Origin of the sequence: Sphingobacterium sp. LZ11T8, assembly GCF_024261425.1 — a bacterium.
Classification (GTDB): domain Bacteria; phylum Bacteroidota; class Bacteroidia; order Sphingobacteriales; family Sphingobacteriaceae; genus Sphingobacterium.
Genome location: NZ_JANBZY010000001.1, coordinates 74,253 through 97,209, shown reverse-complemented (window position 1 = coordinate 97,209; position 22,957 = coordinate 74,253). Strand labels below are relative to the sequence as shown.

Here is a 22,957-nt window from a genome sequence, read left to right as displayed (position 1 = left end):
TTTTGGATTTTGATTTTGAACCAGGGTATGGCAAGCGAAGCCGAGCCATATTATGGTTCAATAATATTCCTTATCTTCGTTACATGAAAATTAAAGTAGGATTTGGCTTTGATGTCCATCAGATGAAGGCGGGACATCCATTTGTTGTTGGCGGTGTTACCTTAGATCATCATGCGGGGGCTTTTGGGCATTCGGATGCGGATGTTTTGGCGCATGCGATCTGCGATGCGATTTTGGGTGCTGCAAATCTGGAAGATATCGGATACCATTTTCCGAATACGGATGATCGCTGGAAGGGAGCCAATAGTTTGGACCTGTTGAGACATTGTATCAAGTTGATCAAGGATAAGGGCTTTGAGTTGGGTAATATTGATGGGATGCTTTGTTTAGAGGCGCCAAAGATCAAACCTTATATTCCGCAGATGAAAGCGAATATTGCGGAGGCTGCCGGAATTTCTGTTGAAGATGTTTCCATTAAAGCGACGACAAATGAGCAGATGGGCTTTATAGGTAGGGAAGAAGGTGTGGTAGCATATGCAGTCTGTTTGTTGGAGAAAACAAATTATTGATTAAATCGTCTAAAGTAATTGATGGCAATAACAGTTGCCGTCAAAGCTAAAAGACTTCCAAGATAAAATGGTGCGCTCGGTAGATATATCGGGCCATTTTTTTTGGTGAAATAGGAGAATAAGGTTGTCATGAGTAAAGGTCCGATGATGGCCGTCAGACTGATAATACTGGCCAAACCGCCTTGAATCTGTCCTTGTTCGTTGGCTGGGGTATGATTGGAGATGGAACTCTGCATGGCAGGTCCAGCGATTCCGGCAAATACATAAAAAATACTGGAGACAAAAAGGGCTAAGGTTCCTCCCGCCAATCCAAAACCAAGTAAGGAAATACAATTCAGCAATAGCCCAAAAATTATACTCTTTGGTATGCCAATCTTAGGGATGATGACTCGGATCAGTCCAGCTTGCACAATGGTAAGTAGGACGCCAATGATCCCTAAGGAATAGCCCACCATCCGTTCATCCCAGTGGAACTTTTCCATGGTAAAGTAGGACCATGTACTCTGCACGGCATGTGCGGCAATATTGATCAAGAAAATACAGATGACCAAGGGCATGATCACGGGGTATTTTCTGATATGTCGGAAGCTTCCTACCGGATTAGCATTGATCCAGCGGAAATTCCTGCGGTGTTCTTTAGGCAATGATTCGGGAACCACAAAATAACCATATAGGAAATTGAGAAAGGTAAGCCCTGCAGCGGCAAAGAATGGGTATCGAGGGCCATAATGCCCTAAAACTCCACCGATTACTGGTCCGATAATAAATCCAAGACCAAAGGCGGCACCGAGCAGGCCAAAATTCTGAGCTTTATTTTCCTTGGTTGAGACATCGGCAATATAGGCTGCTGCCACGGTATGGCTTGCTCCGGTGATTCCAGCGACCAATCTTCCAACGAAGAGCCAGAAAATACTGGGTGCAAAGCCTATCAGGAGGTAGTTGATGGTAAATCCAAAAAGGGAGCAGAGCAGGACAGGTCTTCGCCCATAATGGTCACTTAAATTTCCGAGGATGGCGGCGAAGAAGAATTGGGTGAAAGCATAGCAGAAAGTCAACCAGCCACCATAAGCAGAAGCTTGGCTGAGGTTGCCGTGGATCAGTTCCTTGATCAGGGCAGGCATTACAGGGATAATAATTCCTAAACCAATGGAGTCTAAAACTACAGTAATAAATATAAAAAGTAACCCGGCTTGAGATTTTATTTTCGGCATATGCTACTCTAAATATACTGTTTTTTTTGCCCCTGAAAACGGAATCAGGAAAGAAATTTGGAGCTTAGACCACATTTTTTGGAACTATAAGGGTCAAGATTTATTTACATCGGGAAAAATATGGTATTTTTGTTGTTGCCAAATGAGATTTGGCACACTTACTGTTTATAGGGAAATGGACTTAAAGTAGTAAGGATAAGTTCGTTGTTTCATTAATTTATCAAATGAAGAGAGAATCAAAAAGTAGTAAACTTACAGAAGAGGATGTAAAACGATATACAGGGGTCTTTTGGAAGGTATTGTTGGGTTTGGTGGCTTTTGCGTGTTTATTCCTCCTGAGTGTTAGAATTGGTATTTTTGGTAAGTTGCCTACCTTCAAGGATCTTGAAAATCCAAAAAGTAATTTAGCTTCAGAAATTTTGACCGATGACAATAGGGTCTTAGGAACCTATTTCGTTCACAACCGTTCAAACGTAAAATATACCGAATTGGCTCCATCCTTGGTTCAAGCCTTGATCTCGACAGAGGACAAGCGTTTTTATGAACACTCTGGAATCGACTATTCGCGTACCATGTCAACTGTACTGTTGACCTTGGCTGGGAACAAGCAAGGTGGTAGTACCATTACACAGCAGTTGGCCCTGAATCTTTTCGCTGAGAAAAGGGAAAAGAACTCCTTAAAACGTATTATGCAGAAATTCCAGGAATGGATTACCTCCGTTCGTTTGGAAAGAAACTATACCAAGGAAGAGATTGTGATGATGTATTTCAACACGGTTGATTTCGGAGCGTACAATACTTTTGGGATAAAATCAGCAGCAAGGACTTTCTTTAATTCCACTCCGGACAAATTAACTCCGGATCAATCAGCGCTATTGGTCGGAATGTTGAAGGGACCTGGTTATTATTCTCCGGTTCGTTACCCAGAAAGAGCGATTGCGAGAAGAAATTTGGTGCTTCAGAACATGAGGGACCAGAACTATATCACCAATGAAGAATTCGATAAGTATAAAGCGCAGCCTTTGGGCCTGAAATTGACGATATCGAATTATGGTGAAGGATTGGCGCCTTATTTCCGTGCGGTATTAAAAGAAGAGATCAAGAAAGAATTCCAACGTTTGGCAATTACCAAACCGGATGGAACCCCATACGACCTAGATCGTGATGGATTAAAAGTATATACGCCAATCAATTACAAGATGCAACAATACGCAGAAGAAGCTCAAAAAGAGTGGATGCGTCGTTTGCAGAATGAATTTGATAAGCAGTGGAGAAGAAGGAATGCCTTTACTGGAAAGAATGCCAATCTATTGGTAACGGGAATGAAACGTTCAGACCGTTATAGAGTCTTGAAGGCGGAGGGTCTATCGGAGGATCAGATCAAGAAAGATTTTGAGAAGAAAGTTCCGATGAACCTGTTTACCTGGAAGGGCGCCGTGGATACGGTAATGTCTCCGATGGACTCCATCAAGTACACCAAGTTGTTCTTGCGTAATGCGATGATATCCATGGAACCTCAAACGGGATATATCCGTGCATGGGTTGGTGGTGTTGATTTTGAACATTTCAAATATGACCAAGTAAAATTAGGTACCCGTCAGGTAGGTTCAACTGCGAAACCATTTGTCTATGCATACGCCATCGATAATGGATATGGACCATGTGTTTCGGTTCCTAACCATATGCATACCTATGGCGATTGGACACCAAGAGGAACAACCCAGGGTGGTGATCCTATTACCTTGAAAAATGCGATCAAATATTCCCAAAACTTTGCATCAGCCTATCTGATCAGTGAAGTTGGGGCAGCCAATGTTGCAGACCTGACCAAACGTATGGGTGTGAACTCGAATATTCCGAGCAACCTATCCATAGCATTGGGATCCTATGATGCATCATTATTTGATATGGTTGGAGCGTATTCTGCATTTGTAAACCAAGGAACTTGGGTAGAGCCGACGATGATCTTGAGAATTGAAGATAAAAACGGTTCTCCGATCTATGAAAAGGCACCTAAAGTATTGAAAGCCTTGAACAGTGAGACAGCTTATGCGATGGTAGATATGCTGAAAGGTGTTGTGGACGGGGGTACTGGTTCCCGATTGAGATGGGACCCTAACTTTGGTGGATTGAAAAATCCAATTGGAGGAAAAACAGGTACAACCAACGATAACTCTGATGCCTGGTTTATCGGTATTACACCGGAACTGGTTACTGGGGTTTGGACGGGTGCGGAGGATCGCGGAATCAGCTTTAGTAGTATGCAATATGGACAAGGTGCCGCTGCAGCGATGCCAGTGTTTGGTCTGTATATGAATAAGGTGTACAAGGATAAGGACCTGAATTATACGCAGGAGGATTTTCCTCAGCCGCCTGGAGGAATCACGAGGTTCGAGATGAACTGTTCCAACTTCTCGCAATTCTATGGAAATGATCCTTCGAAGAGCGATTCACAAATATTGGAAGACGATAGGTTAGGATTTTAACCGTTTCTTTAATAAATTAGACCAGACCTTTATTCTTCAGAAATAAAGGTCTGTTTTTTTTGCTACGATGGAATTTGACTATAAGAAAGAATTGACCAAGATTCCCCATAAACCTGGGGTTTATCAGTATTTTGATAAGGATGATACGCTGATCTATGTAGGGAAGGCGAAGAACCTGCGGAATAGGGTTGGCTCTTATTTTGTCAACGAAAACCAACTCAACAGCAAAACTAGGGTATTGGTCCGGAAGATCAGACGGATTGCCTTTACCATTGTCGATACCGAAATTGATGCCTGGTTATTGGAAAATAACCTGATCAAAAAACATCAGCCTCGATATAACGTCATGCTCAAGGATGACAAGACCTATCCTTGGATCGTCATCAAGAATGAACCCTTTCCGAGAATATTCTGGACCCGTAAATACATCAAGGACGGTTCCAAATACTACGGCCCCTATGCTTCTGTAGGGATGATGCATATCATCCTGGACATGATCAGGGAGTTATTCCCATTGCGTACCTGTAACCTGAGCCTGACCCAGGAGAATATTTCGAAAGGGAAGTTTAAGGTCTGTTTGGAATATCAGTTAGGCAACTGTTTAGGTCCTTGTGAAGGGTATCAATCGGAGGCTAGCTATGATGAGAACCTTTCTGACATCAAGGATATCCTGAACGGTAAGATCGCGGTAGTGACCAATCGGATCAAGGAACAGATGAACGAAGCCGTTCAGCAAATGGATTTTGAGGGGGCGCATAAACTGAAGGTCAAGTTGGATAAGCTATCCAACTATCAAAGCAAGTCCACCGTAGTTAGTTCTTCCATTACGAATGTTGACGTATTCAGTATAGCATCTGAAGATAATTATGCCTTTGTAAACTTCCTGAAGGTAGTAAACGGCGTCGTGATCCAGACCCAGACCGTCGAATTGAAAAAACGGTTGGATGAAACCAATGAGGAATTACTGGCCATTGCCATTCCGCAGTTGAGATCGCGATTCAGAAGCCATTCCAGGGAGATCATCGTTCCTTTTGAATTGGATATTGAAGGCAATGAGGATATCAAGTTCCATGTGCCTAAGCTAGGTGATAAAAAGAAATTATTGGAGCTTTCGCAAAAGAACGTGGCCTACTTTAAGAAGGAGCGCCTATTGCAATATGAGAAGCTCAACCCCGAGGTGAAGACGGACAGGATCTTGAAGCAAATGCAAAAGGACCTTCGCTTGCCGCAATTGCCAAAACATATAGAATGTTTTGATAACTCGAATATACAGGGGAACTATCCTGTTTCAGCGGTCGTGGTTTTCAAGGATTCCAAACCTTCGAAAAAAGACTATAGGCATTTCAATGTAAAGACAGTTGAAGGACCAAATGATTTTGCGACGATGGAGGAGGCTGTTTTTAGGCGGTATAGAAGACTTTTGGATGAAGACCAAACGTTGCCTCAACTGATCATCATTGATGGTGGTAAAGGGCAATTAGGGGCTGCTTTGAAGAGTTTGAAGTTGTTGGGGATAGAAAAGCAGGTCACTGTAATCGGTATTGCCAAACGATTGGAAGAACTCTATTATCCGGGAGATCAGTATCCATTATATCTAGATAAAAAATCGGAAACCTTAAAGATCATTCAGCACCTGCGGGATGAAGCGCATCGATTCGGTATCACCTTCCACCGAAACCAGCGGAGTCGGAAAACCTTTGTTTCGGAGCTGGACAATATTCCAGGTATTGGTAAGGTTACGGTCGAGAAGCTATTGAAGACTTTTAAATCGGTGAAGAAGGTTCGGGAAGCTTCAGAAGAAGAATTAAAAAAAGTGCTTAATCTAAAACAGATGCAAGCACTTAAAACGTATTTTGCTGAAAAGAGCTAGATTTTTACATAAATCCTAATTCCAGTTTAGCTTCTTCAGACATCATGTCTTTCGTCCAAGGCGGATCGAAGGTAAGTTCAACGACAGCCTCTTCGATACCCTCGATTGCAGCAACTTTTTGTTGCACCTCATCCATGATCTGTCCGGCCACAGGACATGCAGGAGCAGTCAATGTCATGACGATTTTCGCTTTTTTATTTTCCTTGGTAATGATTTCATAGATCAATCCTAGGTCCAATATGTTAGCAGGTTTTAATTCGGGGTCGTAAATTGTAGCCAGGGCTTCTTGAATTTGAGGAGCAAGGCCCAACCTATCCATGATGATTATATTCATATCTTAATTTTTTGAATCAGCCAGAACCTCTGCATAGATTCTTTCAAGTTCATCCATTGCAATGGGTTGGCTGTATTTATCTAAATATTCTTTTTGGCAGTTTGCTTTGATTTCCAGGATCTTCTCTTTGGGGAGTGCTATCCATTCTGCCAATGTCTGAACCATATTGATATGGTTGTGGGGGTCAAACAATAACCCAGTATACAAAGGTACAACCATTTCATTTAAAATGCCAATACTACTGGCAATGACTGGGGTACCGAGCGCATAAGCTTCCAGAACGGCTAAGGGCATGGATTCGTAGCATACCGATGGTACGATGACAGCGGAGGCAGATGCGATTTGATTGCTCAAGGTCTGTTTGTCCTGGAAACCCATGTACTGCATGTTTGGGCTATGGCTACAGATCAATTCCACCTCTTTCTGTAAGGGCCCAGTTCCATAGATCTTAATCTGATGATCGGTTGCTTTCCAAGCGTGTAATAAAGGAATTATGCCCTTTTCTTCCGATAATCGACCAACATAGATAAAATAATCAGATGGGTACTCCTTGTTCACGTTTGCCACTTTTACGAAGTTTGGTCTGACGGTGAATTTATCCATTGGAACATTGAACTTGGACTTTGCAAAGATGGATTTGGAAAATTCAGAGAGTACGATGTAGCGGTCTATTGCCTTAAAGGTGCCTCTTTTTCTATGGATCCAATAGGTGAAAGCTGTCCAGAAGGTTTTGATAAGGGAGTTTTCCAATACTTTCTTCTTAACGGCATCCCATGGGAAGTCTGCATTGATGGACTTTAAGTAAATGTTTCCATCATAAAACAAGGTTGCCGAAGGGCAGATCAACCTGAAATTATGCAGGGTCATGACCATCGGAATTTTCATTTTTTTGATATGAAGGATAAACAGTGGACCTAAAGCATAATGCATATTGTGGATATGAACAATATCCGGTTTGAAGGTTTCGATGCGTTCCTTAATTTTTTTTACCTCGGGCCAATTTATGGGGTAAAGCAGGTATTGTAGGTATCCTTTTGCCCCTTTGACATTGCGTACGGTATAAAGATCTACTTCATGGTTCTTTCTTAAAGCTTCCATTTCTTGACCCATGACAAAATCCTCGCCGCCTATATGTTGGTATTGATTGTGAATGATGAGTATGCGCATGAGTAGATCCTTAAAAGTTCCCTGCAATTTACATGTTAAAAGGCTAAAATCAAATCCTAAGGCTTCAGCTATTCCGTCTCAAATTGTTATCTTCGTCCTAATTTTACAAGATTATGTTCGAACAGCATCCCTATGGCAAGTTGATTGCTGGATATATTCAAAATGCTGAGTTTCCAAAACAACCTGCCGACTTATATGATCCAATAGCTTATATCCTTTCCTTGGCTGGCAAGCGCATCCGACCGATGTTGGTGCTGATGGGAGCAAAGTTGTTTGGTAAGGAAAATTTGGAGGAGGTCCTTCCTGCAAGTATAGCCATTGAATATTTCCATAATTTCTCGTTGATACATGATGATATTATGGATCGGGCACCTTTGAGAAGGGGCAAGGAGACGGTTCATCAGAAATGGAACGATAATGTTGCGATCCTATCTGGAGATGCCTTATTGGTGAAAGCCTACCAAGAATTGGGAAAAAGTCCTGCTGACCGTATCCCAAGCTTATTGCATGTGTTCAGTAAGATCGCTTTGGAAGTATGCGAAGGGCAGCAGTTGGATATGGATTTCGAGAAAATGGCAGATGTTTCCGAGGATGATTATCTGAATATGATCCGTTTGAAAACATCGGTTTTACTTGGTGGAGCACTGCAAATGGGAGCGATATTGGCGCATGCTGATAAGCAACAGCAACAATTGATCTATGATTTTGGAGTGAACCTAGGGATAGCCTTTCAGCTTCAAGATGATTACCTAGATGTTTACGGAGATCCAAAGACTTTTGGAAAGCAGGTAGGCGGTGATATCCTATGCAACAAGAAGACGTATTTACGGATAAAGACAGAGCATTTGATTGATGATTCCGCTAGGGCTGAGTTTGTGGAACTGATCAATTCGGAGGGTATAAAAGATACAGAGAAAGTAAGCCGAATGAAAAATCTATATGCGAGATTTAATATCGACAGGCATGCTGAAGAAATTAAGTTGCGATTTATGGATCTGGCTTACAATAAATTGGAAGAAATTGCCGTTCCTGAATCGCAGAAGGTGGAATTGAAGAATTTAGCAGATACTTTGATGCACCGTACACGCTAATTATGAAAATTGCCAAGATTTTTATAATTTGGTGAAAACAGAAAACGAATTAATAGAGCTAAGGACATTAATGGAGCCACTAAAAATCACCATATTTCAAGCATACCTTTTTTGGGAGAATGTAGATAAGAACCTTCAGAATTTAGGATTAAGGTTGTCTTCATTGCGTGAGAAAACGGATCTGATTATTTTGCCAGAGATGTTCAATACAGGCTTTACCACGAATGTGGAAAAATGTGCAGAGACCATGAATGGCAAGACCATGCATTGGTTGTATGAGACAGCGAAGAAGTTTGAATGTGTAGTAGCAGGTACCTTAATCATTGAGGAAGACAGTAAGTATTTCAATCGATTTGTGTGGATGTCGCCAGATGGCAGCTTTGTACATTATGATAAGAGGCATTTATTTTCAATGGCAGGCGAGGATAAAGTCTTCACTGCGGGACAATCGCGTATTATCTTCCAGTTGAAAGGTTGGAGGATCTGTCCGATGATCTGTTATGACCTTCGGTTTCCGACTTGGTCAAGGAATCAGAATGGGGCATATGATCTGATGGTCTATACGGCGAGTTGGCCAGACAAGCGATCATCGCATTGGCGAGCCTTGATACCGGCACGTGCAATTGAAAATCAGGCATTTGTAATCGGTGTGAACCGAGTAGGCCATGATGGGAAAGAAGTATATTATTCAGGTGGATCGATGTGTATCTCGCCGAATGGGGATGTAGTTTACTATAAGCCAGAGGATGAAGACCTGTATACCTTTACCCTGAACCCTAAAGATCTGGAGGAAAGTAGAGAGCAATTTCCTTTCCTGAAGGACCAAGACCAATTTAAATTCTTATAGTTCATAGGAACGGATAAGAGTTAGGCCAATTTGAAATTCAATTTATTTCTGATTCAGTGGATCAAGAGGGTTTATCAATCCTTATACGGTCTTTCTAAGACTGCTTGTTGGATGATGGCTTGACGTAGGTTAAAGTGCTGAGGCTCTAAATCTATGACTTCCATTGGTTTTCTTTCGGATTTCAATTTCTCTTCTTTGAGTCTTTTTTCAGCAGCCAATCTTTTCTGTTCTATTTTTCTTTGCCTTGCTATTTCCACTTCATCGTAAGATGGAATCTCGCTATAGGTTTCTACCTGTTTGGGTTTTTGGAACACGACAGGTTTTGGGGCAGGTTTAGTGGTCTGTACGGGGGCAGGGGCTGGTTTAGTTTGTTGAAATGGATTTTGGTTTGGAAGCTTCTTTTTGAGCTCTTCCAATCTTTTTTTAGCTTTTTCTTGCTCTTCTTGGTAGCCTTGGTAAATCTTGTAGATTACACTGCCGATAACGATAAGAATGATTAAAATAGGATTATCCATATCTATAAAAATAGCTAAATTTTTCATTGAAATTATTTAACATGGATAAATAATTTGCATTTACAGCAATTAATCATTTAATTGCATCAACAACTTTATTACCAAATTAACCTGATATGATCACAAATGAGACTTATTATGCCAATGAATTCTATTCATTCTTAACGGGGAGAGTTTCGACAGCAATCGGCAGACGGTTGCAAAGGAACTTTAAGGATAGTGGACTTCATATTACAGCGGAGCAATGGAGCGTCCTTTATTTCCTATGGGAATCGGAGGGATTGAGCCAACAGGAGATTGCCAAGCTGACCTTTCGCGACAAGCCCAGTGTATCGCGTTTGATTTCCAATCTAGAAAAACAGAAGCTATTGGTGCGGGTGAGCAGTTCTGGGGACAAACGGGCAAACCAGATCTATCTAACGGCACAGGGCCATAAAATCAAGGATAAGTGTATGCAACAAGCAGAAAAAACTATCTCTGAAGCTATGGCGGGTGTTGATAGAAACTCTATGAAACAGGCCCAACAGCTTTTAGAGATAGTTTTTAATAACTTGAAGTAAGCTTGGCTTAATCAAACACTTCCGGAGCGAAGTCGCTGCGGTTGTTTACCAATTTACCTGTATTCTTAAAGTATATATCTTGGAAGCTTAGGGTATTCTGACTATCGACCTTACGGAAGAATTTGTCGGCATTGACCTCATCGAGGCTATTGAAACCACAGGCTTCCATGATTTCTACGGTAGCACGTAATGTGTTACGGTGGAACTGTGCTACACGCACATATTTATCTTCTACATCCAATCCTTTGTAAAGGTGTGGCTGTTGAGTTGCAACACCTACCGGACATACGTCTTCATTACATTTCAGGGCTTGGATACAGCCTAATGCGAACATCATTCCACGTGCGCTATAGCATGCATCTGCACCTAAAGCGATCACTTTCAGGATATCAAACCCCGTAACGATTCTACTTGAAACGATGATCTTGATATGTTTCTTTAATCCGAAGTTGATCAAGGTCGTAGTTACGAAAGCCAAGGCATCGTAAAGCGGCATACCCAAGTTGTCCGTGAATTCCAAAGGAGCAGCACCGGTACCACCTTCTGATCCATCGATAGAGATGAAGTCAGGCATGATCTGGGTTTCTTGCATCGCCTGGCAGATTTCGATGAACTCTTGTTTATCACCGATACAAAGTTTGAACCCTACAGGTTTGTAATCAGAAAGTTCACGCAGCTTTTGGACGAAGTTCATCATCTCTACAGGAGTTTTGAATGAACTGTGTGCCGGAGGGGACATAACATCGGTACCCGGAACAACGTGACGGATTGCGGCAACCTCAGGGGTGTTTTTTGCAGCCGGAAGGATACCTCCATGACCAGGCTTTGCACCTTGAGATAGTTTCAATTCGATCATTTTCACATAAGGGCGTGTCGATTTTTCACGGAACAGGTTTGGTTCAAAGTAACCATTTTCATCCCTACAGCCGAAGTAACCGGTACCCACTTGCCAAATCAGGTCACCACCATTGATATGGTATTGTGAAATACCACCTTCACCGGTATTGTGGGCAAAGTTTTGCAAAGCAGCACCTTTATTTAACGCAGTAATCGCAGTGCGGCTCAATGCACCGTAACTCATTGCGGAGATGTTGAACACACTTAAGCTATAAGGTTGCTTACAGGCAGCATTACCTACTGTAGTACGCAAATTATGATCCTCGATATGAACAGGGAAGATACTGTGGGCAGCCCATTCGTTTCCTACAGCCTGCGGGTCGCTTTGCATACCGAAGGCAACAGTTTCACGTTGGTTTTTCGCACGTTGATAAACGATTGAACGCTGACGTCTGTTGAAAGGTCTACCATCTGTATCAGACTCCCAGAAGTACTGTCTTAATTCTGGGCGGATGGACTCCAAGAAATAACGGAAGTATCCAACCACGGGATAGTTTCTTAAGATCGCATGTTTCGTTTGGAAACTGTGATATAGGGCGATGATTAAGAGCGGGAATGGAATCAGTAACAACCAAAACCATTTTGGAGTAAAGATGACACCAAAAGAGATAATTATTAGGTTTACTAAAATAATGATCCCTAGGATGAGTTTTCTTACCTGCATGATGAAATTATTATGCTAAATTTATTATAATTTATTACCACAGTCTAGGTTCCGCCATAAATGTGCCATAAACGGAACGAGAACCCTATAACCGGTTATTTGCATGCAAAATTAGCAAGTTCAGAGGGTATTATGAAAAAATTAGTAAGAAGTTTAAAGATTTATTGAATTGTTAATTTTCTGAATTATTCTCTCTTGTTTTAATAATAAGGTCCGATATTTTTTGGTAAATAAGTTGCCAATCAGGATGGGGGCTAAGAAAGTTGAAATGCGTAACCATGGTTGTTTTGTCATTTCTTGCTGCAGGTCCTGTCTGAACCTGTCTAGGTTCGTGATTTTGCACTTTTTCTGCCGTTGCCTGGATGATCGGGCGGATGAGATCGAAGGGTAAATTATGCTCTTTGAGCAGATCAAAGGAAAGCTGGAAAAGAGCGTTGCTGAAGTTATTGGCAAAAACAGCGGAGACATGCAGGGCAAGTCTCTGTTGTGAATTGCAAGCGAATGTATTATCTGAAATCTCTCTGGCTAGTTGCAAGAGTACTTGTTCGGATTTTTCATTGTTTCCTTCAATGCCGAAGGGGGTATGGTTCAGGTCTAATTCCTTGTGCTTAGAAAAACTTTGAACAGGGTAGATCACTCCGTGGTTTTTGAAGTCCTTGAGGACTTCAACATCAGTGGCACCAGAGCAATGGGCAATGGTGCCTTCCAGATCATTCGGAAGGTTTTGAGCAAGCTCAGCGATTGCTGAATCAGAAACGGCCAAAAGATAGAGGTCGGCATTTGGATCCAGTTGAGCTAAGTTATCGATGGCTTGAGCGGATAAAACATTAGCCAATGCATTGGCATTGGCTAATGTTCTAGAATATACTTGAGCGACATGATGTCCAGCATCAGTGAATGCTTTCCCTAGGTGGGTCGCAATATTTCCACTGCCGATGAGGACGATATTCATTATGCTGCTTGTTTAGCTTCTTTAATTTTATTGTCTTTTAACCTACGATAAATGGCCATCCCAAAACCAATGGTCATGACGATGGTACCACACCAGAAGAAGTTGATATAAGGGAATTTGATGGCTTTGAATACCACCCATTTCTTTTCAGGAAGAGGTTTTTGGTAAGCCATTAATTCCAGTTTGTTCTTCTCCGGCATAATCTTCGTAAATCTGAATCTTAGGCCTTGTTCTGGGACATCTTTATAGAAATCGAAGGTATTGCCACCTTTGATCAAAAAGATTGGTTCTACTGGGAATTCCTTGCCATCTGAAGCAACGACCTTGATCTTTAATCCAACCAAAATGTCATCGTCAGCTTTTGGCATGTTTTCCAATTTAGCATCCTTGTTGATACCTTGGATTACATAGAATCCATTTCTATAACGAAGGGTATCACCAACATTGACCTCATAGGTTGCAGGTTCTTCATACTCTTCAAAACCAGCGCTTCCTTCCTGAGCATCCTGTTCAGCTGGTTTCTGGGAATCAGAAGCTGCTGCGGTGATAACCGTATAGATGTCATGGGTAAGGAAATGTTTAGTTCCTGGAGTTCCGATCAATCCACCCATTTGCGGGTTGTTCTGCGCAAAAGGCTTTAAGACAAAGGAGTTTTTGATGTTTCCAGTCTCTTCGTCTATTTCATCGTATTTGATTTTGTAAAAAACGTTCGGTTTGGCAACAGAGTCACCGATGTAAGTGATCTTGTATTTTCCCATATCTACAGGTTCACCTTCTGTTAAGAAAAGGTTGTCTCCTGGTTTTTCAACTTGGTCAAATCCTGCTACGGCGATATAGTTACTGCTGTTTACAGAAACCACTTCGTTGGTAGCTGCGGCGATTAAAGCTCCAATCAGCAAAAGACCAAAACCAATATGGGATACAGCTGATCCTGCCAATCGCCATTTACCTTTGAACGAATCACCCAATACCCTTAAGTTCACCAAGATTGCGAACACCGAAGTAAAGGTGATCAGGATGAACATGATGTTGGTGTAAATGTTTGTGAAGTAAACGATAGCTGCTGAAATGACCAAAGCGAAGATAAAGGATGCCAAAGTAGCTGCCCAGAACTTCTTGCTATCGGTGCGTTTGTATTTTAGGAATTGTGTAAATGCAGTTAATAGCATAACGACAACTGCAAATGCACCTTGCCATTTGTTATAGTGAGGAATTGGGTCTACCGGAGGGGCTACCTTTGTTCCAAACAAAGCATTGAATACGGGAATGGAGGTCGTTGCGATCATCTGAACACAGGCAACAGTAAGGACCAATGCACCGATGAATAACCAAAATTCGCGCGAATATATTTCTTCTTCTTTCTTGGTGCTTGGCATTTCTTTTCTTCTTGCAACCAATAACACGATCATAATGATCAGGAAAATCAGGTTGAAGATGATAAGCTGCCCGGACATCCCTAAACTGGTGAAGGAGTGTACCGATGTTTCGCCCAAAATGCCGCTACGTGTCAGATACGAAGCATAGATTACAAGGACAAAGCTGATCATTGCCAAGAATACGGCAGTGAAGTAAGCATGTCCGGTATTTTTATAAGCTACCATGACGTGAACGGCAGCAATCAAGGTCAACCAAGGAATGATCGATACGTTTTCAACGGGGTCCCAAGCCCAAAAGCCACCAAAGTTCAGTGCTTCATATGCCCAGAAAGATCCCATGATGATACCTGCGCCAAGGATCATTACTGCGAATAATGCCCAAGGCAATCCTGGATTGATCCATTCTTTATAGCGTTTTTGCCAAAGTCCAGCTGCTGCGTAAGCAAAAGGAACGATCATAGATGCAAAGCCTAAGAATAAGGTAGGAGGGTGGATAACCATCCAATAGTTCTGTAACAATGGGTTTAATCCACGGCCATCCTTGATCATGCTTAGGTAATTCGGATCCTTTAAGATAGGCCAGTTCATGGCATCCCTAAGCAAAATAAATGGTGAACTACCAATGCGGGAACCGAAGACCTCTACACCTAAAAGCATGGACGCCAAGAAAAGTTGACATAGCATGACGAAGGTCATTACCGGGCTTTCCCAGCTTTTCGCCTTGAATACTAGGATTGATCCCATGACCACTTGCCAGAACATCCATAGCCAGAAACTTCCCTCTTGTCCTTCCCAGAATGATGAAATGATATAATGGGTAGGCAAGGTCATCGACGAATGCGCGTAGGCATAGTGATATACGAAAAGGTGATTGTAAATGATATAAAAAAGGGTGGCACCAATGACAACGATTGACAGGGCATTTAGCCAAAAGCCAATACGCCCTAATTGTTTCCAAGATTTTTCTTCAGGGTATTTGGTTGCAAAGAAATAGGAAATGAAGGATAATAATGCTGCTCCAAAAGAAAGGACTACGAAAAACTGTCCAATTTGACCTGGAAGTAGATTTTCTCCAACGTAATTTACGTCCATAGAATATTGAGGTATTGAATTGTTAATTGACTGATGCTGTTGCTGGGGTAGATGATGTTTCAATCACCTCCATTTGATCCTGATTGTATTTCGAAGGACATTTCATCAAAATCTTGCTGGCATGGAAAACATTACCTTCCATTTTACCGGTCAAAACAATTTGTTCAGATCGCTCGATATCCTGAGGTTTAGAACCATTGAATACTACCTGACACTCTGTACTGTCATTGTCAAACATGTAAAAAGAGAAATGATTTGCATCCTTCACAGGATCATAATGCAGATCTTTTTGTTTATTCAAAACACCTACTACATAGATCTCTGTCTTCTTTTCCCTCGCCTCAGTAAATGTTGAATATGTACTAGAATCGGTATAGATCACAAGTATCATCGCAATAGCTATCGCTATAATTACAATTAAAATGATCGAACTTTTCTTCATCTCTATATGAATATAATATTAACCAACTGCAAAATTACGAAATAGTAGTGCAAGGAATGAATTTAGCAATGAAATTGGGTTATTTAGAATGTTTCTATTTAAGTTACATTATTTTTTGTAAGTATCTTAAATGTAAGTACTTGCGGATGTGTTGGGAGTATTAGATTCTTGATTTCCAGTAAAATCTAATTTCAGGCTTTTGTAATAAAAGTGATTCAAATAAGAAAGCTCAGCCAAATTAATGTTTTTGAATGAGCTTTCTTATATTCTTTTATCCTTATTTATTAAGCTTCAGCTTGTTCTGGATTAAATTTTTCTCCTGAGAATCTAGTGACTAACATCGCGGCGACGGTGTCACCTGTTGCGTTCAGGACGGTAGCTAATGGGTCTACTAAAGCGCCTATGATCAAAATAGATGGTACTGCTTCATTTGGTATTCCATAGATGGAGATCATTAGCATTTCTCCGATAAATCCTCCATTGGGAATCCCACCAGCAACCATAGATACCAAGACGGTGATGCCTACTGCGGTAATCAAAGTGGTTGGCTCAAAGAAATTCCATCCTAAGATGGAGAAAGCGACATAGATCTTTAGGATAGATGAAATGGCGGATCCGTTTTTGTAAAGGGTGTTTCCCAAAGGTACCACGATACTAGATATTTCTTTTGGAATCCCAATCCTGTTGGAAGCAATCAGGTTTGCAGGCAAAGTTGCCAAGCTACTACAGGTACTGATGGCTGTTAATGATGGTGAAATATTATGTTTCCAATAAGACTTTACGCCCGATGTACCTTTTGCAACAAAGGCATAAAGGCTGAAGAATACGATAAAAAATACGACTCCAAATCCATAGTAGAACCCTAATGGCTTGGCATAGAATCCAAAGAGTTCAGCACCTAGGGTCTTCACCTGATAGGCGAAATATGCGCCTAAACCAACAGGTCCAGCTTTCATGACCAAGATCAAAAGGTTTTCCATGACCTTGTTTCCGGCATTCAGAAAGGCAGTGAACTGTTTTCCCATCTCACCAGATTTGCGGGTTGCAGTCCCGACCAAAAGGGCAAAGATGACAAAGGCCAAAATGTTTTTTCGGGAAAGTAGGTTGGCAAACTCATCAACACTCAAAAAACGTACAATTCGGTCGCCCCATGTTTCATCGGCATTGGTGGAAAGGGCTTCATTGACTGCCGAACCATCAGAAATGGCAGTGACAGGAAATGCCCAAAGACCTGCGATGGTCGCTATGGCTGCGATGATAATCGTTCCGATAAATACCGCTGTCATAACCCCAATGGTCTTTCCAAGTTTGTTACTGTCCTCAATATTGGCAATGGAAGATGAGATGGCAAAGAATAGGAGTGGGATTACGGAAACAAAGAGTAAGTTTAAGAAAATATCACCTATGGGTTTAAGGATATCAACTGCCTGAGGGAAGAATATTCCGATTAGACTACCAATAGTAATACCTATTAGAAGTAAGATGATACTTCCGTAATTTTTTAGGATTTCTTTCATTTAAGTAATTTGCTCAAGCTAAAATAGTTGTTTTTATTTTAGATTTGCCAAAAATATATAATGGAATTCGTTAAAACAGCAGATGGCTCAAAAACTTTGTACCATGAGGAGGTGGGAGAGCATTACCATTCTAAACACGGTGCACATCAAGAAAGTGTCCATGTATTTTTGAATACAGGGTTACGCTATTGGTTGGAGAAGGAATCAAGTGGTTCGGCTTCTGTCTTGGAAATTGGATTCGGGACGGGTTTAAATTTCTTGATGACAGCAGATTATTGCCATCAGCATCAGATTTCCCTTGATTATGTTGGCATTGAGGCTTTCCCTTTGAGCCAAGAATTGATTCAGCAATCTGATTATGGGGAATATATTGCTGACGTCGTTTGGGAGAATTTTATTGAAAAATATCCAAATGTGATCAATTCAAAAACCAACCTTTTAGATGCTGTGCAGGTTCAAGTTGCTCATCAGAAAGTAATGGATTTTGATAGTAATGAACTTTTTGATGTTATCTATTTTGATGCATTTGCAGAAATCCATCAGCCAGAAATGTGGACGCCTGTAACTTTAGCTCATGTTTGTCAGTTCCTAAAACCGGGAGGTGTCTTTGTGACTTATGCCATTACGGGCAACTTAAAAAGAGCGATGAAAGCGTTGGGTTTTAGTATTGAAAAAGCGCCTGGTGCTCCCGGAAAACGTGAAATGTTGAGAGCAACCAAGCTTTAAGATTTCTTATTTTTTAGGGATTCTGCCCAGAGGCCTTCGGTTTTGTCCTTCAGCCTTGGTAAGGTTGTCTCCAAGATCTCTACGGGCTTCATCAGCAATTTCGAGTAATTTTTCTAATACCTCTGGATTCTGTTCGATGACATTGTACCTTTCTCCAGGATCGCGACGGAGGTCGTATAATTCCATGGTTTTTATTTCTAGTTCTTTGTAATTGCCTCCAAAGCCATCATTTCCGGGAAGGATGCCTTCGTAAGATCTGGATTTATGGGGTAAGACCAGCTTCCAATTCTCAAAACGGACAGCCTCCAGGTCATTCTGGTTGTAATAATAGTACATGGATTTCCGTGGAGCTTCTGCCTTAGGATCTTTGATCTGCGCTAAGAAGCTAATTCCATCAATCTGATTGGGATTGTCTTTATAATTTACGATCTCAGCAACTGTAGCAAAAATATCCATGCTACTGGTTAGGTTGTTGTTGATCAGACCTTCCTTAATCATGTTTGGCCAATAGATGATGCAAGGAACACGCTGCCCGCCTTCCCAACTGGCTCCTTTGCCTTCTCTAAACCCTCCTGATGAACCATTATGGTTCCCGAAGTTAAGCCAAGGACCATTATCACTCGTGAAAATAACAATCGTATTTTCGCTCAGTCCATTTGATTTTAAGGTTTGGAAAATCTGACCCATGGAATCATCTATTTCGTGCATGACATCACCAAATAACCCTTGGTCCGAAGTCCCTCTGAATTTTTTCGAAGCAGTAATGGGCACATGGGTCATGCTATGGGCTAAATACAAAAAGAACGGATTGTCTTTATTGGCCTTGATAAAGTCTAGAGCCTGTTTAGTGTAATTTTCTGTCAATACTGCTTGATCTTCGAGGTTGTTGATTTTCAACACCGTATCTGGAATACTTTGTCCAGTTTTTATCTTCAATAAAGGTAATATAGGGTATTTTGAAACATAGGTATCAGGTTTTGCTGGTTTACCATCAAAGCCTACTGGCCACATATCGTTGGAGTAGGGGATTCCGTAGTAAGCATCAAAGCCTTGTTTGGTAGGAAGAAATTCAGGTTCACTTCCAAGGTGCCATTTGCCGATGATCTGTGTGCTGTAGCCTTTGCTCTTGAGCATTTCCGCCATCGTGATCTCATCTGGGTTCAAACCTACTCCAGTAGAAGGCATAAATGCTCCGCTGATCCCCATTCGATTAGGATAGTTACCCGTCAATAATGCCGACCTAGAAGCTGAACAGACTGCTTGAGGAACAAGGAAATTGGTGAAACGGATCCCATTGTTTGCCATTCTGTCCAATACTGTTGTATGATATCCCAATGCTCCGGTAACTCCAAGGTCACCATAGCCAAGGTCATCCATAAAGACGAGGATAATATTAGGCTTAGTCTGATTTTTTTGTGCAAAGGCAGTGTTAAAGAGGATGCTTATTACGAGCATCAATGGAATTCGATAAATCATAGGGCTTAGGTCTTTTAACTAATATAAGCAAAAAAAGGTCGCTGAGATAAATCCCAGCGACCTTTTTTTTGTGTTAAATTTTCTTAGTGTCCTTCGTTACCATCAGCTCCGTGAGCATGTCCATGAGATAATTCTTCAGGAGTAGCTTCGCGAGTGTCTAAGATTTCGATATCGAAGTTTAATTTTTTACCAGCCATTGGGTGGTTCAAGTCAGCAACAACTGCATCTGGAGTTACTTCTACAACAACAGCACGGAATTGGTTTCCTTGGTTGTCTTGCAATGGAAGAACTTCACCAACTGGAGGAAGTCCAGTTTCTTTGAACATATCAGCAGGTAATTGTGCAATTGCACGATCATCGCGTTCGCCATAAGCATCAACAGCTTCTAACTCGAATGATTTTTTGTCACCAGCAGCTAAACCAGCGATGTTTTCTTCGAATTTAGGAAGCATCATGCCTACACCATATAAAAATGTTAAAGGATTCTCAGTCGTTGTTTGCTCTACAAATGTTTTTTCACCGTTATCTTCAATTGTGTGAAGAACGTAATTCAATGTTACTACATTGTTGTTTTCTACTGCCATTCTGATTAGATTGTGGGAATCTATCCCTGTTTATTATTTATTAATTCTATAATATCCTTAATTGACGATTGTGGAAGGCTGCAGGTTTTCTTCTGACAAAGGTATGCTTTGTCTTCCACTGTGTTTTTATGCTCTAACAAAGGAAGACTGCTTTTTGTTCCCCCTAAAGTGATTTTATTGGGGATGTAATATTGATCTAATTCCTTTCGCCAAGCCTGTCCTTGATGTCCCGTGATTGCGATCTCCCAAACTCCAAAGTGGAGTTCTAAGAGTTGGATTGCCCAATTTGAATAGGCCGAACCATAGGCTTTAATATGAGGAAAAACATTGGCAAAAACTCGATCTGCAATTTCCGTGTACCTACTATTATCAAATAATACGCCGAGTTTGAACAATGAACGCACTATTGTTGAAGAGGATGCCGGAATTACATTGTCCATAATCTCACTTTTTCTTGCGATCAGAACTTCAGCGTCCTTACTGCTGTAATAAAATACAGTTTCATTCTCGTCAAAAAACTGGGATATCGCTATTTCTAGGTAAGATTTTGCACGCTCAAGCCACATTTCCTCAAAGGTTGCCTCGTATAAAGCTATATAGGCTTCAATTGTAAATGCATAATCATCTAGAAAACCAAAAATTGTTCTGTTGTGGTCTGACGGCTGATGAAGAAGTCTGCCATTTTGGCAACAATGCTCTTCGATAAAGGTTGCAATCCCTTCTGCTAATTCTAAAAAATGGGAATTACCAAAGGTCCTATAGGAGTCAATTAACCCTTTCATGAACAAGGCATTCCAGGTAGTCAACTGTTTATGGTCCAATCCTGGTCTAATCCTCTTGCTTCTATATTGAAGGAGTTTTGCTTTTATTTCTTTTAGGTGTTCCTGCCATTCATCCTCACTGTAACCCGCTTCCTCGATGAGTTGATTATCCTCGGGGTTCACAAAAGGAATGTTGATTTGTTCTTCAGTCCAATTTCCACTCTTTTTGATGTTGAAGTAGTTTCTTGCGAGGTCAGCATCTTCACCCAAAATATCAAATTCTGCATAGTCGAAAGTATAGAATTTACCTTCTACACCTTCTGAATCAGCATCCAGTGCAGAATAGAAACCTCCATTTGGGTCCAACATTTCGCGTTCAGCCCAAGCTATGGTTTCTTCAACAATGTTTTTATATAATATTTGGGGTCTGTTTTGATAAGCTTCACTATAGAGACTCAATAGCTGACCATTATCATAGAGCATTTTTTCAAAATGGGGAACATGCCATTTCCCATCCACAGAATAGCGGGCAAAACCACCCCCAACCTGATCATATATGCCCCCATTTGCCATTTTTTCTAATGTAAAATGAACATGGTCTACAACCCCTTGATCATGGTTCAAGAAGCCATAACGTAAGAAAAAGACCCAGTTATTGGGGAGAGGAAATTTAGGAGCACGAGTATAACCACCGTTTTTACCATCAAATTGCTCCTTCCACGGTTCTACGACCTGGAGGATATCACTTAGGGTATATTGTTCAGGAATGTTCTGTATGGGGAGCTTTTCAGCTTGTTGGATGCCTTGGGTAAGTTTTTCAGCATAATCTATGGCGACCTCCGGTTTTTCCTCCCACATTTGCGCAATCTGAAGCAGAATCTGTTGCCAGTCATTAGGCTTAAAATAAGTTCCGCCATAAATTGGTCTACCGTCTGGGAGACAGATACAGTTCAGGGGCCAACCACCAGAATTAGTCATTAATTGAACCGCTATCATATAGATCTGATCAATGTCGGGACGTTCTTCTCGATCCACCTTAATGCAAACAAAAAACTTATTCATGGTTTGCGCGACGGCCTCATTTTCGAAGCTCTCGCGTTCCATTACATGGCACCAGTGACAAGCCGAATAGCCAATGCTAACGATGATTAACTTGTTCTCTTCTTTTGCCTTATTTAATGCTTCTTCACCCCATGGAAACCAATGAACAGGATTATGTTCATGTTGCTTTAAATATGGGGAACTTTCACCTTGTAGTTTGTTTGCCATAACATACGAAGGTAAAAACTATTATTTTAATAATCCTATTAGGTTGGCAGTTCCTCCTCCTAACATTTCAAAGGTCAGATCACCCTCAAGCTGTAAAATTGATACATTGGACGTAGCCAGCTCAATCTCAGAATGGCTCAAATAGTTGGTCAGGTTAGAAAGCCCTGGATTATGACCAAATATCAACAAGGTATCATATTCTTCCGGAACGCTATTGATCACTTTTAGGATATCCATAAAATGGGCCTCATAAATATCTCTCGTCTGATGGATGGATTCTTGAGGGTAACCAAGCACTTCACAGAATAATTCTGCTGTTTGGATGGCACGATTTGCAGAGGATGAGATGACAAGGGTCTTTTCATCTATTTTAAGAGAGTCTTTTAGCTTTTGAGCAATCCTTTCCGCTCTTTCTCTGCCCTTTTTTTGTAGGTCTCTATAAAAATCATCTTTTGAAAAAGAGTGTTCTTCAGCCTTGGCGTGCCTGATAAGATATAATGTTTTCATGTTTTGAATACCTAGTTAAAACACCAAGATAAAGAAATAATAAT

Annotated in this window: 20 protein-coding genes; 7 read left to right on the top strand and 13 right to left on the bottom strand. The window is 41.2% G+C overall.

The window, feature by feature from the left end; genetic code table 11:
- The first annotated feature begins 83 nt into the window (after nucleotides 1-83).
- On the top strand, nucleotides 84-569 hold the full coding sequence (gene ispF / locus NLF99_RS00425) for a 2-C-methyl-D-erythritol 2,4-cyclodiphosphate synthase (RefSeq protein WP_093098616.1): 486 nt from the start codon (nucleotides 84-86) through the stop codon (nucleotides 567-569).
- On the opposite strand, the gene NLF99_RS00420 is transcribed toward ispF, so the two are convergent.
- Nucleotides 563-1,780, bottom strand: coding sequence for a TCR/Tet family MFS transporter (locus NLF99_RS00420; protein ID WP_254526356.1), 1,218 nt, complete (start codon nucleotides 1,778-1,780; stop codon nucleotides 563-565). The genes ispF and NLF99_RS00420 overlap by 7 nt on opposite strands.
- Nucleotides 1,781-2,004: 224 nt before the next feature.
- Here NLF99_RS00420 and NLF99_RS00415 point away from each other — a divergent pair, with 224 nt between their 5' ends.
- Both NLF99_RS00415 and uvrC read left to right on the top strand, forming a co-directional pair.
- Nucleotides 2,005-4,266: a penicillin-binding protein 1A gene (locus tag NLF99_RS00415; RefSeq protein WP_254526355.1), complete on the top strand. Its 2,262-nt coding sequence runs from the start codon at nucleotides 2,005-2,007 to the stop codon at nucleotides 4,264-4,266.
- A gap of 67 nt (nucleotides 4,267-4,333) precedes the next feature.
- Nucleotides 4,334-6,136, top strand: a complete 1,803-nt coding sequence (gene uvrC, locus NLF99_RS00410) for an excinuclease ABC subunit UvrC (RefSeq protein ID WP_185216024.1) — start codon at nucleotides 4,334-4,336, stop codon at nucleotides 6,134-6,136.
- Nucleotides 6,137-6,140: 4 nt separating this feature from the next.
- Here the strand turns inward: uvrC and NLF99_RS00405 are convergent, their stop codons facing one another.
- Together NLF99_RS00405 and NLF99_RS00400 are read right to left on the bottom strand one after the other, a co-directional pair.
- Nucleotides 6,141-6,470, bottom strand: coding sequence for an iron-sulfur cluster assembly protein (locus tag NLF99_RS00405; protein WP_185210951.1), 330 nt, complete (start codon nucleotides 6,468-6,470; stop codon nucleotides 6,141-6,143).
- A gap of 3 nt (nucleotides 6,471-6,473) precedes the next feature.
- Entirely contained in the window at nucleotides 6,474-7,637 is a 1,164-nt protein-coding gene (locus tag NLF99_RS00400) for a glycosyltransferase family 4 protein (protein WP_254526354.1), read from the bottom strand.
- Nucleotides 7,638-7,750: 113 nt separating this feature from the next.
- Between NLF99_RS00400 and NLF99_RS00395 the strand changes: the two genes are divergently transcribed.
- Both NLF99_RS00395 and NLF99_RS00390 read left to right on the top strand, forming a co-directional pair.
- Nucleotides 7,751-8,728 carry a polyprenyl synthetase family protein gene (locus NLF99_RS00395; RefSeq protein ID WP_254526353.1) on the top strand — a complete coding sequence of 326 codons (978 nt, stop codon included), beginning with the start codon at nucleotides 7,751-7,753 and terminating at the stop codon, nucleotides 8,726-8,728.
- Nucleotides 8,729-8,798: 70 nt separating this feature from the next.
- Nucleotides 8,799-9,575, top strand: a complete 777-nt coding sequence (locus tag NLF99_RS00390) for an amidohydrolase (RefSeq protein ID WP_185210940.1) — start codon at nucleotides 8,799-8,801, stop codon at nucleotides 9,573-9,575.
- 74 nt (nucleotides 9,576-9,649) lie between these two features.
- On the opposite strand, the gene NLF99_RS00385 is transcribed toward NLF99_RS00390, so the two are convergent.
- A complete protein-coding gene (locus NLF99_RS00385) occupies nucleotides 9,650-10,117 on the bottom strand; it encodes a hypothetical protein (protein ID WP_185216027.1) in 468 nt (155 codons plus the stop codon).
- Between the two features lie 89 nt (nucleotides 10,118-10,206).
- Between NLF99_RS00385 and NLF99_RS00380 the strand changes: the two genes are divergently transcribed.
- Nucleotides 10,207-10,650 carry a MarR family winged helix-turn-helix transcriptional regulator gene (locus tag NLF99_RS00380; protein ID WP_185210937.1) on the top strand — a complete coding sequence of 148 codons (444 nt, stop codon included), beginning with the start codon at nucleotides 10,207-10,209 and terminating at the stop codon, nucleotides 10,648-10,650.
- 7 nt (nucleotides 10,651-10,657) lie between these two features.
- On the opposite strand, the gene NLF99_RS00375 is transcribed toward NLF99_RS00380, so the two are convergent.
- From NLF99_RS00375 to NLF99_RS00355, 5 genes are all read right to left on the bottom strand, one after another.
- The gene (locus tag NLF99_RS00375) at nucleotides 10,658-12,211 is read right to left on the bottom strand and encodes an FMN-binding glutamate synthase family protein (protein ID WP_185210935.1); all 1,554 of its coding nucleotides are present in this window, start codon (nucleotides 12,209-12,211) and stop codon (nucleotides 10,658-10,660) included.
- 172 nt (nucleotides 12,212-12,383) lie between these two features.
- Nucleotides 12,384-13,163 carry a Rossmann-like and DUF2520 domain-containing protein gene (locus NLF99_RS00370; RefSeq protein WP_254526352.1) on the bottom strand — a complete coding sequence of 260 codons (780 nt, stop codon included), beginning with the start codon at nucleotides 13,161-13,163 and terminating at the stop codon, nucleotides 12,384-12,386.
- Entirely contained in the window at nucleotides 13,163-15,631 is a 2,469-nt protein-coding gene (gene ccsA / locus NLF99_RS00365; protein WP_254526351.1) for a cytochrome c biogenesis protein CcsA, read from the bottom strand. The genes NLF99_RS00370 and ccsA overlap by 1 nt, the downstream gene beginning before the upstream one ends.
- Nucleotides 15,632-15,653: 22 nt before the next feature.
- Nucleotides 15,654-16,073 (bottom strand): cytochrome c maturation protein CcmE, encoded by a 420-nt coding sequence (locus NLF99_RS00360; protein ID WP_185210929.1) that lies wholly within the window; start codon nucleotides 16,071-16,073, stop codon nucleotides 15,654-15,656.
- A gap of 284 nt (nucleotides 16,074-16,357) precedes the next feature.
- Nucleotides 16,358-17,590: a dicarboxylate/amino acid:cation symporter gene (locus tag NLF99_RS00355; RefSeq protein WP_254526350.1), complete on the bottom strand. Its 1,233-nt coding sequence runs from the start codon at nucleotides 17,588-17,590 to the stop codon at nucleotides 16,358-16,360.
- 60 nt (nucleotides 17,591-17,650) lie between these two features.
- Between NLF99_RS00355 and mnmD the strand changes: the two genes are divergently transcribed.
- Nucleotides 17,651-18,316: a tRNA (5-methylaminomethyl-2-thiouridine)(34)-methyltransferase MnmD gene (mnmD, locus tag NLF99_RS00350; protein WP_254526349.1), complete on the top strand. Its 666-nt coding sequence runs from the start codon at nucleotides 17,651-17,653 to the stop codon at nucleotides 18,314-18,316.
- A gap of 6 nt (nucleotides 18,317-18,322) precedes the next feature.
- On the opposite strand, the gene NLF99_RS00345 is transcribed toward mnmD, so the two are convergent.
- From NLF99_RS00345 to NLF99_RS00330, 4 genes are all read right to left on the bottom strand, one after another.
- Nucleotides 18,323-19,792 carry a sulfatase gene (locus NLF99_RS00345; RefSeq protein ID WP_254526348.1) on the bottom strand — a complete coding sequence of 490 codons (1,470 nt, stop codon included), beginning with the start codon at nucleotides 19,790-19,792 and terminating at the stop codon, nucleotides 18,323-18,325.
- Nucleotides 19,793-19,875: 83 nt separating this feature from the next.
- A complete protein-coding gene (locus NLF99_RS00340; protein ID WP_185210923.1) occupies nucleotides 19,876-20,376 on the bottom strand; it encodes a peptidylprolyl isomerase in 501 nt (166 codons plus the stop codon).
- 20 nt (nucleotides 20,377-20,396) lie between these two features.
- Nucleotides 20,397-22,406 carry a thioredoxin domain-containing protein gene (locus NLF99_RS00335; protein ID WP_254526347.1) on the bottom strand — a complete coding sequence of 670 codons (2,010 nt, stop codon included), beginning with the start codon at nucleotides 22,404-22,406 and terminating at the stop codon, nucleotides 20,397-20,399.
- A 21-nt stretch (nucleotides 22,407-22,427) separates the two neighbouring features.
- Nucleotides 22,428-22,913, bottom strand: coding sequence for a histidine phosphatase family protein (locus NLF99_RS00330; protein WP_185210920.1), 486 nt, complete (start codon nucleotides 22,911-22,913; stop codon nucleotides 22,428-22,430).
- Between the last annotated feature and the right edge of the window lie 44 nt (nucleotides 22,914-22,957).

What these genes read in the sequence shown, in the direction of transcription:
- ispF (WP_093098616.1), top strand. Translation starts at nt 84, where the DNA reads ATGAAAATTAAAGTAGGATTTGGCTTTGATGTCCATCAGATGAAGGCG.
- NLF99_RS00420 (WP_254526356.1), bottom strand. Translation starts at nt 1,780, where the DNA reads ATGCCGAAAATAAAATCTCAAGCCGGGTTACTTTTTATATTTATTACT.
- NLF99_RS00415 (WP_254526355.1), top strand. Translation starts at nt 2,005, where the DNA reads ATGAAGAGAGAATCAAAAAGTAGTAAACTTACAGAAGAGGATGTAAAA.
- uvrC (WP_185216024.1), top strand. Translation starts at nt 4,334, where the DNA reads ATGGAATTTGACTATAAGAAAGAATTGACCAAGATTCCCCATAAACCT.
- NLF99_RS00405 (WP_185210951.1), bottom strand. Translation starts at nt 6,470, where the DNA reads ATGAATATAATCATCATGGATAGGTTGGGCCTTGCTCCTCAAATTCAA.
- NLF99_RS00400 (WP_254526354.1), bottom strand. Translation starts at nt 7,637, where the DNA reads ATGCGCATACTCATCATTCACAATCAATACCAACATATAGGCGGCGAG.
- NLF99_RS00395 (WP_254526353.1), top strand. Translation starts at nt 7,751, where the DNA reads ATGTTCGAACAGCATCCCTATGGCAAGTTGATTGCTGGATATATTCAA.
- NLF99_RS00390 (WP_185210940.1), top strand. Translation starts at nt 8,799, where the DNA reads ATGGAGCCACTAAAAATCACCATATTTCAAGCATACCTTTTTTGGGAG.
- NLF99_RS00385 (WP_185216027.1), bottom strand. Translation starts at nt 10,117, where the DNA reads ATGAAAAATTTAGCTATTTTTATAGATATGGATAATCCTATTTTAATC.
- NLF99_RS00380 (WP_185210937.1), top strand. Translation starts at nt 10,207, where the DNA reads ATGATCACAAATGAGACTTATTATGCCAATGAATTCTATTCATTCTTA.
- NLF99_RS00375 (WP_185210935.1), bottom strand. Translation starts at nt 12,211, where the DNA reads ATGCAGGTAAGAAAACTCATCCTAGGGATCATTATTTTAGTAAACCTA.
- NLF99_RS00370 (WP_254526352.1), bottom strand. Translation starts at nt 13,163, where the DNA reads ATGAATATCGTCCTCATCGGCAGTGGAAATATTGCGACCCACCTAGGG.
- ccsA (WP_254526351.1), bottom strand. Translation starts at nt 15,631, where the DNA reads ATGGACGTAAATTACGTTGGAGAAAATCTACTTCCAGGTCAAATTGGA.
- NLF99_RS00360 (WP_185210929.1), bottom strand. Translation starts at nt 16,073, where the DNA reads ATGAAGAAAAGTTCGATCATTTTAATTGTAATTATAGCGATAGCTATT.
- NLF99_RS00355 (WP_254526350.1), bottom strand. Translation starts at nt 17,590, where the DNA reads ATGAAAGAAATCCTAAAAAATTACGGAAGTATCATCTTACTTCTAATA.
- mnmD (WP_254526349.1), top strand. Translation starts at nt 17,651, where the DNA reads ATGGAATTCGTTAAAACAGCAGATGGCTCAAAAACTTTGTACCATGAG.
- NLF99_RS00345 (WP_254526348.1), bottom strand. Translation starts at nt 19,792, where the DNA reads ATGATTTATCGAATTCCATTGATGCTCGTAATAAGCATCCTCTTTAAC.
- NLF99_RS00340 (WP_185210923.1), bottom strand. Translation starts at nt 20,376, where the DNA reads ATGGCAGTAGAAAACAACAATGTAGTAACATTGAATTACGTTCTTCAC.
- NLF99_RS00335 (WP_254526347.1), bottom strand. Translation starts at nt 22,406, where the DNA reads ATGGCAAACAAACTACAAGGTGAAAGTTCCCCATATTTAAAGCAACAT.
- NLF99_RS00330 (WP_185210920.1), bottom strand. Translation starts at nt 22,913, where the DNA reads ATGAAAACATTATATCTTATCAGGCACGCCAAGGCTGAAGAACACTCT.